An 11,173-nucleotide genomic window follows, 5' to 3' on the forward strand; every position below is an offset into this window, starting at 1 on the left:
TTAAATTGTTAAAGAACTTACGTTGTTTATTTGAAAACAACGTGGGTAATTATAGCAATATTTTCTTACCCTTGTCAAATCTTTTTTTAATTTATTTTAGATTTATTTTATTAAAGTCTAAATTCTTATTAAAAATCACTACGTTAGATTTATTAAATCTTGCTAGCTTTCTTTTGACAACGAGGCATATTATAGAGAATTAAATAACTACAGTCAAGCTTATTTTTAATTTCCCAATCAAATATTTCCTCAACTCATTGATTTACCAGTAATTTATTTCTGTATTTTTTTTCTTACTTCTTTTAGTCTTGGCTAATTTTTTATTTTTTTCTATAGCTTTTGCTATTTTTTTATTTTTTTCTATAGCTTTTGCTATTTTTCAGTTTGGATTTATTTTTTTCTATATTTGTCTTTCCACAAAAAAATGAGCAGCCCTAGGACTGCTCAAATTTAGTGTATGGTTAATTATTTAAATTACCAATTGTAACTTAAAGTTGCATTAACTTTTCTACCTTCACCATAGTAACAACTATAGTAACAACCAGTTACATAAGTTTTGTTAGTTACATTTGTAACAGTTACAAGTAGATCTATGTTACGTGTAAAGCTATACTTAGCTAATAAATCAGCAACTACATAAGAAGGAATAGTTTTTCCAGGGTTTCCTAATTCATCACTTGATTCACCAAAGTATCTTGCTCCAGCACCTAAAGTTAATGGAATAGAATCTAAGCTATAAGTAAAGCGTGCTGTAGCTTGGTTAAATGCTGTTAATGGTGTTCTTACTAAAGCTGTACCATTTCTAGTCTTAGCATCCATATAGGTGTAGCTTAATAATGCATTGAAGTTTTTCGTTAGATTAATATCTGCACTTAACTCAACACCTTTAGATGTATTTTTAGCTAGTTGTTGAGCAATAGTTGCTGTTTGCACTAAACTGTTATCTTCTTGAATGTTGAATAACGTTAGAGTAAATCTTGCATCAATTGCTTCTGGTACATATTTAATACCATATTCTAGCTGAGTTGCCGTAATTGGTTTATATGCTGTTTGACCGTCTGAACCAGCAACTGGTTTAAATGATGTAGAGTAATGAATAAATGGACTTACACCAAAGTCAAAGTTATACATTACACCAGCACTATAAGTAGTACGATTTGTTTCGTACGCACCATTTGCACCTAGGGTATAAGATTGGCTTGAAACTTTGTCGTATCTTAAACCTAAATCAAAAATAAAGTTATTCCAATCATATGTATCTTGGAGATATAAACTTGATTGATGTTGATTTACTAGGTATGGATTTTGGTTTGCATAACCAGTTGGAGCACTTGTATAAGTTGGTGCTAATAAATCATAAGTACCGCTGTAAGTACCAAATCCATATACACCTGTTACTTTAACATAGTTATACTGTGCGCCTAAGGCTAAAGTATTTGTACCCCCCCCCACTTTTGCAACATTCGTTACATGCACATCAACGTTGTGATTACGTTGAGTAGTATCATTGTAGAGGTAGCCACGATAGTAATTAGTACCTGAATCTAACCAGCTATAGTAACTTGCAAGTTGATCACGTTTAGATTGTAAGTAGCTGTACTTAGCACTAATGTCCCAACCTAAACCTAACTCTCTTTTATACTCAATCGCAAAACTTTCAGCTTTACGTTGGAAAAAGTCAGCATCAGGATTACCTAAGTTAGTACGACGTGAAACTTCATAGCTAGATGTATCTACAGTACCAACAAATGGATAGAAGTTAGTTGTCGGCACACCAGTAGATTTTTGTACTGAAGCTAATACAGTTAAACTACTTTTATCATCAATTAACCAAGTAACACTTGGAGCAAAGTAGTATTGTTCTGCCCAAGTACGGTAGGTTTCACCTTTTTGGTGATCGTAACTAGCAACAATACGGTAAAGTAATGTATTGTTGTAGTTGCCGTTATAATCTAAAGCTAGACCACGTTGACCTCTGTTACCTACATTAAACTGTAATAGACCTTTTTCTTGTAATTGAGGTCTTTTTGTAACTAGGTTTACCGCACCACCTGCTTCACTCGCACCAAATAATACAGAGTTAGCACCTTTAGCTACTTCAGCTGTTTCATAGCCAAATAGCACTGGACTATACCAAGTATAGCCACTATTATACACAGGTGCACCATCTACGAAAATACTTGCGTCAAAGCCACGTACTTTGAACCATAAGGTATCATCTAGATCACCACCGTATAATTGTGCTTGCACACCAGGAGTATATCTTAATGAAGCATCTAATTGGTTAGCACCAATATTTTGAGCATCACTTGTTTGTAAAGTAGTACTCGATGTTGGTGAATAGAATTTTAAGCTTCCAGTTTTACTTGCTGAACCAGAAACTGTAATTTTATCTAAGGTTATATTTGTTGTCGTGTCTGCGTATGCAAAATTCGCTGCAGTCGCAATACTAATAGACAGAGCTGTTAGTTTTAATATCTTTTTCATATTCCAATTAACTTTTAGAGTGATATATTTCACATTCTTTAAAAAAGCATGGTTAAAACCTTTCAGTTTTAACCATGCTAATAATACTCTAAATGCAAATGATTTTCATTAGTTTTTGCAATTAAATTTTTCTTACTAAATAAGCAAAATAGATCCCACCTAAAATAGTAGCAACTAAACCTACTGGTATTTCATACGGATATATGATATTTTTTGCCAGTAAATCAGCAACTAACATTAATAATATAGCAATTGAAATACTAACAACTAGTTGCGGACGAGGCTTATAAAAACCTAAGAATTTAGCTGCATGTGGAGCTATTAACCCCACAAACATTATGGATCCAATATTTAAAGTTACACATGTTACTATTATTGCAACTAATAAAATAAAGAATAATCGCGTTTTAAAAATATTTAAACCTAACTCAGTTGCCATTGGAGTATGTAAAGAAATAAGAATAAATATTTTATTTAAAAGATAAATTACTATAAAGGCAACAATAGCAACAATTAATAAAATTAATGCCGAGTCAAGACTAGCATTGTAGGTAGTACCCGAAGTTAAACTTAATAGAGTGTAAGCTCTAAAGTCATTTGTGGCAATAAAAATGCGCTGAGCAGCGTCATATAATGCGGTTATACTTATCCCCACCATTAAAACCTTTTCAGGTTGTAAGCCAGATTTCACACTTAAGAGCATTACTATTGATAAGACAAAAAATGCTCCAAGCGTCCCTCCTAACCATAATGCCGTTAGACTAGCTCCAGAAAATAGAAGTAATGTTGCCATTAAGCCTAAATTAACTCCAGAAGTTATCCCAAGGAGTTCAGGAGATGCTAAAGGGTTATTACTTATTCTTTGTAAAACTAAACCTGAAATAGCTAAAATAATGGCTGCTCCGATTTCTAATAAAATTCTCGGGATTCTTAACTCAAAAATTGTATAAGAAAAATCATTTCTAAATGACAAGTTTAAAAGTAAGGCTAGGAGACAAAGAGAAATAAGGGTTATATAGGTTTTTATCCCCCCTTGTTTGCGATGTCCCTTACTTTCTTGGCTAACTTTAGTTGTTCTAGCTTTGTCAGTAAACATTATATAGAGGAGTACAGGTGTACCTATAATACTAGTAACCGCTCCTGTAGGAATTTGCATTTGATAGTAAAAATCTACTAACTGTAAAAGCAAATCTGTAACCAGTAAAAGTAGGGCACTTACCACAGCTGCATAGAATAAAACTTGTTTAAATGTTCTAGCCCCTAAATTTCGTACAATTGCCGTAGAAATTAAGCCTATAAAACCTAACATTCCCACTCTTGCCACAATTAATCCTACAATAAAAGCAGCAATAATCAGTCCGATAATTCTGATTCTTAAAACAGGAACGCCAAGACGCTTAGCACTAGCATCATCTAAACTAAGCATATTAAAGGATTTGGCAAAGAGAAGAACTAAAGCAAGTAGTAAAGTTAAGCCCAGAAAAAGATTACGCGAATCTAACCAACTATCTTGAATTAATGAACCTGCTGCCCAGATAACTACCGAACGCGTTTCTTCAGGGAAGATTAAAATAAATACTGCCGAAAGAGCTCCTAGATATAAACTAACTACCATCCCCGATAAAATAACAATAATATGATTGGTATTTTTTCGCATGGATAGGAGAAGAACAAGCATTAGAGCAGCTAAAGCACCAGCAAAGGCAATAAAGCTTACCCCAAAAATTAAAAAACTTGGGAAAAATACTGTCGCTATTACAATTGCTAATTGTGCACCTGAACTAACTGCCAGGGTACTATCTGAAGCTAGGTTATTTTTTGTGAGCTGCTGTAAAATTACCGTTGCTACGGCTAAACCCAGACCAGCTAATATTGCCATAACTATTCTTGGCAAAGTATAGTTTTGCCAAAGAAGAATTTTAACATTATTAGTTTGAGAATTTAGGAGTTCGCTTAAACCAACTTGAGGTAGTTGCTTTAAAGTTAATATACTTGCTAGAGCTATGCTTGCTCCAAGTAGTATAAAGATAAAAATATTTAACTTTCTTACCATTTGCCAGACTCCCCATTAAGCCCTTCTACTAACAGACGAGCAAATCTCATTGCCGAAGGTAGCCCACCAAAAGTCCAAGTTTCAGGTAAAATAATTACATTTTCCTTAAGGGGAAGATAATTCCATAAGCTATTTAAAGCTAACTTAGCTGGAACATCTGCAGGATAAGGTTTAACTACTACCAACTGAGTGTCTGAAGGAAAATCAGCCAGTTTATCTATAGTTAAATTAATAAAACCCCAAAGATTTCCAGGTTGGTTATAGACATTTTCTAAACCTAAATGATCCAAAACAGCCCCGACTATAGAGTTTTTCGCATATAAACGAAAGTTCTTGCTATCAGCAAATTGTACTACGGCAATCTTTTTACCTTTATCAAGGGCAAGCTTTTCTTTTAAATCTGCTAATTCTCTTTGACTTGTGGCTATATAGTTATTAGCTGTATTTTCTACTTGAGCTAATTTAGCAATCTCATGGGTTGAGCTTAAAACCTGTGCCCAAATGTCATTTTCGGCAGTAAAATTTACTAATTGCACAGGAGCAAACTCTTCTAACTTTGGGGTAATGCTTGCATACATAGGTGAGTTTATAAATAAATCTACGTCAAGCTTAGCAATTACTTCTAGATTAGGTTGTAATCTTGTCCCTAAATCTGCAGTTAGGTTCGCATTAATTTTAGGTTCTTTAACCCAAACATTATAAGAATTTACATCTCCTACACCCACTGGATTAATACCAAGAGCAAGAAGAGTTTCTGCCACTGTCCAGTCAACGGTTGCTATACGTTGCGCCTGAGAAAATTGACAAAATAATAAAGTTAAAATTATGAGAAAAATCTTTTGCATAGTCTCTCCCTAATAGAATGCAACTTTTACATCTTCCACTTCAGGGTGATCTATTACCGTAAGATCTATACCATAAATAGCTTTAAGGTTCTCTTGGCTAATAAACTCTTTTGCCTGTCCATTAAAAATTAAATTTCCTGCATGTAAAGCAATTATTTGATCGCAAAATCTGGCAGCTAGATTTATATCATGAATAACAATAATTATACCTACGCCAAGAGTTTGGCTCAAATATCTCAGTAACTTCATTACTTCAACCTGATGAGCTATATCTAAAGGAGCTAAAGGCTCATCAAGGAGAATAAATTTACTCTGTTGGGCTAGAAGCATAGCAATCCATACACGAGACCTTTCTCCCCCAGAAAGATTATCCACTAGAGCTTGAGAAAATTTTGTTGTATGGGTTAATTCTAGTGCCTGCTCTACTATTTTTTTGTCTTCTTCTGAGTCACGACTAAATAGTCCCTGCCAAGCAAAGCGTCCCATTTTTACTAACTCTTGTACCGTTAAATGGGTTTCGGTTGGCAAGTGTTGGGGTAAATAAGCTATATTTTGAGCTAATTCTTTAGCTGCAAAATCTTCGAGGGCTTTATTAGCAAAGAATATTTCCCCACTCGAAGGCTTTTCTTGACGAGCAATAAGCTTTAATAAAGTAGACTTCCCTGAGCCATTATGCCCAACTAAGCCATAGACTTTTCCTGGAGTAAAGTCAAGACTTAGAGGAGAGAGTAGAACCCTCTCCTCTATTTTGAAACTTAAGTTTTGTAATCGATACATAAAAATTTAAAATTAGAGTGAACTAGTTAATTATTTACGCAAAGCATTTTGAATTTGTCTTTCCACAAACTCTTCATCAATTTTAAACAGGTAATAACCATTTGTAGTTAAAGTTTGATGAAATTGCTCTAAATCTTCTATTTGCACTAATTTTTTGCTTGCCGAATCAATAGTTTTAACAAATCTACCTGATTTAAATTTATCCTTGATTGTCGGCGGTACATCTTCGTAGAGATCAAGCGTAGTTTTAAATTTAGGGTTAAAAGGAACATATAAAAAATATTTACTATCCTTAGTAACATAAATAGAAACTAACATAATTATTTTTCTTCCTCAGTAGTACTTTGAGCATTTTCTTCTTGCTCAGGTTTTTCATAGTCTAAGTTAGACAATTCATTACGATATTGACCTATTTTACTTTTTATAAAATCATAATAGGCAAGCGTATTTTTGTTAATTTCTTGAATTTCGTTTAGATTATACTCTTGGAGGAATTTTTCTCTATCTTCGACATATAATCTACGTAAGTCAACTAAACCATTGTCAAATTCTTCGCGCGAAAGCTCTAACCTTGCTTCAATTTTATTTAAATAATCGAATTTTAACTCTGCAGTTAAATTATAAAAATCAGCATTCCCTTTAAATAAAATAAACATATTATTGAGAATAGGATCACGAGAAATTTGTGCTAGTTGATAGTTAAATCTATCAAAATTTAAGCCAAACTCACCCTGAAAGACTTCACGATTATTATTAATGGTATTAAAGCTTTTATTTAAAAAAGTATCTGGAAAAATCTTAATTTGATTATCTAAAGTTAAAAGCTTGTCTTTTACTTGATGCTTATAAAGCATTTGTTCATTGCTATAAACAACTTCTTCACTTTCTTGCACAGGTACATAAACTTTATCTGAAAAAGTTTGATCAGGTACTTTACCACTAAAGCGATTTTTTCCTACTTGAGTTAAGCGGTTAAAAAGATCAATTTTTACTTGTGTTGGTAAATCAAGAACATAGTTTACATTGGTATTGTAATTATCAAGGAACTCTGCATCTGATAATAACGGATTTTGACTACACTCTTTTAACTCGGCAAAAAGTGGGAATTTATTTAGTTCGACAAATAAAGCAGGACTTCTAAACTTTCTATATCTAGGACTTAAAGAAAGAAAATCACCTAATTCTTGCTCATTCCAACTAAAAAACTCTACTAAATCTTCATGCTTAATAGAAAGATCTAATAAAATAGCCTCGCGTTCAATAGCTTTGTCAACGAGATTATTTAAACAAAAAACAGGCGTTAAATGTAAAGTGTCTCTTTTACGGGCATTTACATCAAAATAAACAAATGAATTTTTATATTTGCCTTCGAGATATTTAGTAACCGTATCTCTTAATCTAAAATTAAGCAGATATTTAAGGCAAGCTTTGGGACTAAAGTTTATATTATATAAACTTTGCAGTTCTTCTGGACTAAATAAACTATTATCAAGACGTGGAGCATTAAAAGCATGAAGAAGTTGCACACAAGCTTTTACATCTGACATGGCATCATGGGCATTAAGATGAGAAAACTTATTTGCCTTAGTAATTTCTTCTAACTTAAAGGAAATATTGCCTGTAGTTTGGTCAATAGGCCAATTAATTGCTTTAGGACAAAGGTTAGCAAATGCTACAGCTATAGGGTAGAGATCTACTCTAGTATTGCCATTTTCATAAAACCACTGATACGGGTTTATAAAATTACGGAAAAATAAATTCGAGGTTACTTTGTCATCAAAATTAAAGTTGTTGTAACCTAAAATACAAGTATTTTTATTTTCCTTAAGATATTCATTCCAAGCATAGGCTAATAGAGGTTCACTTAGTTTAGCTCTCCCTCTAACGCGACCAACAAGATCCCAATCTAAAATATTGCCCTGATAATCAACAATAGGGGTTATTTTGAAACCTGTTTTAATCGAGGCTATAGGGGAAATAAGTTGGTCTTTATAAATATCTACTTCGTAGTTAAAATCATTTTCTTCAATATAGTTTAAAGAAGAATCTAATTTTACGGCTGCAAGTTGAGCAATCCCCGCTTTACGAACATCTAAACCATAGGTCTCATAGTCATAGACTATATAAGTATTAATTATATCTTTGGGAATACTTTTAATAGGTACAAAATCTGTGTCTTTACGCCGCATAGTAAAATCCTCAAAAATGAAAAAAAGAGTGTTCTCACAACACTCTTTTTTTTAGTTAATTGTTATTAGCGTAAAAGTAACTAATTAGGCCACATGCTTCATATGTTGCAATTAATTGAGCTTTATCGCTTTCATAAGTTGAACTAAAGAAATCAGGTTGCTTTTGATTTTTAACATACACACCACATAACAGAGAGATGTCAGTTAATTCTTGTGTACTTATAGTGGTATAAAAGTCAGGATTTCTTAAATTTACAAGGGAAAAACCTGTTGTTTTATAATTACTTATAACTCTTGCTCTTAAGTTTTCTCCTTGCGAGCTAAAAAGAGCGGCCATACGTTCTTTAGCTAAGCTTAAAATATCAGAACTTTGTAACCCCCAGTAGTCAGCTTGGAGTAAAGCTCCAGCATAATGTAAACAAGTTAAGTTTTGCAATGCCGTAAGAGAAGCACCTGCTCTTTGTGTATTACATACTGAAATTAACCTATCTTCAATTGCCTTAGTTGGAATATAGTAAGCTGTAGTTTGAGCGTCTTTAAATGAATTATAGTTAATTGCTTTTAACTCTGAATCATTTGGAAAAGCTGGTTCATTTAATGACACCAGCACATCCCTTGGTGCAGAAGTACTTGTTAAAGTTGCAGAACGATAAATAGAAATTACTACCCCGATTACAATTAAAAGAGGTAAAAGGATCATTAAACGTCTGCCCCATTTAGATTTAGTTAACCAATCATTCATAGATTATTTTTTATACTTTTTAATTTCTTCAACTAATTCTTCACATGCTTGACGAGCAATAGTTTCTTCTGGGTGCTCTACCATTACACGAATAATCGGCTCGGTACCTGAAACACGTAAAAGAACTCGCCCTTCTGGAGCTATGCTCTCTTCAATCGCTTTAATTAATTGTTGCACTGAATCCTTTTGCACAACATTATTTTCCAGCTCATCAATGCGCACATTAATAAGAATTTGTGGGAATAAAGGTACTTGTGCAACCATTTGCCCTAAAGACTTATTGAAATAAGTTAAAGAGCGTAAAACAGCCAGAGCAGCAATAATACCATCTCCAGTTTGGTTTTTATTTAAATGAATAATGTGCCCTGAGTTTTCTCCTCCAAGGTACCAACCATTATCTAAAAGTTTTTGTAATACATAACGGTCGCCTACAGCAGAGCGAACAAATGGAATATTTAGTTTATCTAGAGCTGTTAATAAGCCATTGTTTGACATTAGAGTACCAACTACACCCTTGCCTGCCAGTTTATTGGTTGCGTGCTCATAGGCTGCAAGAATATAAAGAATTTGGTCACCGTCAACTACTTGTCCTTCCGAAGTAACCATCATTACACGGTCACCGTCACCATCAAAGGCAATACCTAAATCCGCTTTAGTGTCTAATACTTTGTTGATTAAAGTATTTAAATGGGTAGAACCACAGTTTTCGTTAATGTTAATCCCGTTTGGCTGATTAGCTATAGCAATAACTTCTGCTCCTAACTCTTGGAACACAGAAGGAGCTATATGGTAGGTTGCCCCGTTTGCACAGTCTACTACCACTTTTAAACCTTTTAGCGTAAAGCGAGTAGAAAAACTTGCCTTACAAAACTCAATATAACGTCCTACGGCATCTACAACACGTTTTGCACGCCCTAAAGAAACATTATCTACACACTCTAAAGGTAGTTCTAAATATTTTTCAATCTCAAGTTCAACTTCATCTGGAAGTTTTGTTCCATCAGAGTTGAAAAACTTAATGCCGTTATCATAATAAGGGTTATGAGAAGCAGAAATAACTACTCCAGCGTCCATTCTAAAAGTTCTTGTCAGATAGGAAATAGCTGGGGTTGGCATAGGTCCTGTTAAAAATGAAGCTACTCCAGCTGCTGCAAAACCAGCTTCAAGAGCTGATTCTAACATATAGCAACTAATTCGCGTATCTTTACCTATAAGAACACGGCTATTTTGGTTATGAGAAGCTAAAACTTTTCCTGCTGCCCAACCTAATTTTAACGCAAATTCAGGAGTAATTTTTTCACCAACTTTTCCACGCACACCATCTGTGCCAAAATATTTACGCTTCATGAAATCTCACTAATTTATTTAAAATCGAAAATATCTACATTTTTTATCTCTCATATTTTATCACAAACCAACGCTCTTTTTACGGAGATATAAAAATGCCTCCCTCTTGCATTTATTTTCTTTTTAGTGTATAATACCCCCGTGCCTGAAATAAATCAGGCTTTGATCCAGTAAAAACTTTATGTTAGATAAGATTTTGGTTTAAGATTTTTTCTAATCCTGAAGTTTATTACTTTTTTAATTTAAACCCTGCATATGGTGTTTGAAAGCAAAGAATTTCATATAGCGATATGCATAATTATTCTAAAGGTTTATTATGAAACAAGGTATTCACCCTAATTATTATGAAGTAGCTGCAACATGTTCTTGCGGTGAAAAATACACAATTCACACAACTGTAAACAAACCATTAAACTTAGATGTTTGTGGTAAATGCCACCCGTTCTATACTGGTAAACAACGTATCGTTGACACTGGTGGTCGTGTTGAAGCGTTCAAAAACCGTTTCAAAGGTTTCACTTCTAAAAAATAATAGTAATCTTTGTAAAGTAAAAGCACCTGGGTATAACTCAGGTGCTTTTATTCTATATTAAAAAGTTTATATTAACAAAATCAGCTAAATAGGTTATAATACTATTAATTTAGAGAAATTTTTAGATAGGTCTTAATTATTGATATAATTTTGAACCGCTTGTATATAACCTAATAATCAATACTTTAAGTTAAATAATGT

Annotated in this window: 9 protein-coding genes; 1 reads left to right on the plus strand and 8 read right to left on the minus strand. The window is 33.3% G+C overall.

Annotated elements, in window-relative coordinates:
- Positions 1 to 474 precede the first annotated feature (474 nt).
- From CJP74_RS06805 to glmM, 8 genes are all read right to left on the minus strand, one after another.
- Complete coding sequence (locus tag CJP74_RS06805) at positions 475 to 2,487, minus strand: TonB-dependent siderophore receptor (RefSeq protein WP_119497590.1); 2,013 nt, start codon at positions 2,485 to 2,487, stop codon at positions 475 to 477.
- Positions 2,488 to 2,608: 121 nt separating this feature from the next.
- A complete protein-coding gene (gene fhuB / locus CJP74_RS06810; RefSeq protein ID WP_119497592.1) occupies positions 2,609 to 4,540 on the minus strand; it encodes a Fe(3+)-hydroxamate ABC transporter permease FhuB in 1,932 nt (643 codons plus the stop codon).
- Positions 4,534 to 5,385 (minus strand): iron-siderophore ABC transporter substrate-binding protein, encoded by an 852-nt coding sequence (locus CJP74_RS06815; RefSeq protein WP_119497594.1) that lies wholly within the window; start codon positions 5,383 to 5,385, stop codon positions 4,534 to 4,536. Before CJP74_RS06815 ends, fhuB begins: the two co-directional genes overlap by 7 nt.
- A gap of 9 nt (positions 5,386 to 5,394) precedes the next feature.
- Positions 5,395 to 6,162 (minus strand): ABC transporter ATP-binding protein, encoded by a 768-nt coding sequence (locus tag CJP74_RS06820; RefSeq protein WP_119497596.1) that lies wholly within the window; start codon positions 6,160 to 6,162, stop codon positions 5,395 to 5,397.
- A 30-nt stretch (positions 6,163 to 6,192) separates the two neighbouring features.
- Positions 6,193 to 6,480, minus strand: a complete 288-nt coding sequence (locus CJP74_RS06825; RefSeq protein ID WP_119497599.1) for a YcgL domain-containing protein — start codon at positions 6,478 to 6,480, stop codon at positions 6,193 to 6,195.
- A 2-nt stretch (positions 6,481 to 6,482) separates the two neighbouring features.
- A complete protein-coding gene (locus CJP74_RS06830) occupies positions 6,483 to 8,351 on the minus strand; it encodes a 3'-5' exonuclease family protein (protein WP_119497601.1) in 1,869 nt (622 codons plus the stop codon).
- A 55-nt stretch (positions 8,352 to 8,406) separates the two neighbouring features.
- The gene (locus CJP74_RS06835) at positions 8,407 to 9,093 is read right to left on the minus strand and encodes a hypothetical protein (protein WP_119497602.1); all 687 of its coding nucleotides are present in this window, start codon (positions 9,091 to 9,093) and stop codon (positions 8,407 to 8,409) included.
- A 3-nt stretch (positions 9,094 to 9,096) separates the two neighbouring features.
- A complete protein-coding gene (gene glmM, locus CJP74_RS06840; protein ID WP_119497604.1) occupies positions 9,097 to 10,440 on the minus strand; it encodes a phosphoglucosamine mutase in 1,344 nt (447 codons plus the stop codon).
- Between the two features lie 316 nt (positions 10,441 to 10,756).
- Between glmM and rpmE the strand changes: the two genes are divergently transcribed.
- Positions 10,757 to 10,972, plus strand: a complete 216-nt coding sequence (rpmE, locus tag CJP74_RS06845) for a 50S ribosomal protein L31 (RefSeq protein ID WP_119497606.1) — start codon at positions 10,757 to 10,759, stop codon at positions 10,970 to 10,972.
- Positions 10,973 to 11,173: the final 201 nt, after the last annotated feature.

The sequence above is a fragment of the Psittacicella melopsittaci genome, assembly GCF_003585925.1.
Classification (GTDB): domain Bacteria; phylum Pseudomonadota; class Gammaproteobacteria; order Enterobacterales; family Psittacicellaceae; genus Psittacicella; species Psittacicella melopsittaci.

Bases quoted from the DNA above. Each gene is read 5' to 3' on its own strand.
- CJP74_RS06815 (WP_119497594.1), bottom strand. From the start codon at position 5,385: ATGCAAAAGATTTTTCTCATAATTTTAACTTTATTATTTTGTCAATTT.
- CJP74_RS06825 (WP_119497599.1), bottom strand. From the start codon at position 6,480: ATGTTAGTTTCTATTTATGTTACTAAGGATAGTAAATATTTTTTATAT.
- CJP74_RS06820 (WP_119497596.1), bottom strand. From the start codon at position 6,162: ATGTATCGATTACAAAACTTAAGTTTCAAAATAGAGGAGAGGGTTCTA.
- CJP74_RS06835 (WP_119497602.1), bottom strand. From the start codon at position 9,093: ATGAATGATTGGTTAACTAAATCTAAATGGGGCAGACGTTTAATGATC.
- glmM (WP_119497604.1), bottom strand. From the start codon at position 10,440: ATGAAGCGTAAATATTTTGGCACAGATGGTGTGCGTGGAAAAGTTGGT.
- rpmE (WP_119497606.1), top strand. From the start codon at position 10,757: ATGAAACAAGGTATTCACCCTAATTATTATGAAGTAGCTGCAACATGT.
- fhuB (WP_119497592.1), bottom strand. From the start codon at position 4,540: ATGGTAAGAAAGTTAAATATTTTTATCTTTATACTACTTGGAGCAAGC.
- CJP74_RS06805 (WP_119497590.1), bottom strand. From the start codon at position 2,487: ATGAAAAAGATATTAAAACTAACAGCTCTGTCTATTAGTATTGCGACT.
- CJP74_RS06830 (WP_119497601.1), bottom strand. From the start codon at position 8,351: ATGCGGCGTAAAGACACAGATTTTGTACCTATTAAAAGTATTCCCAAA.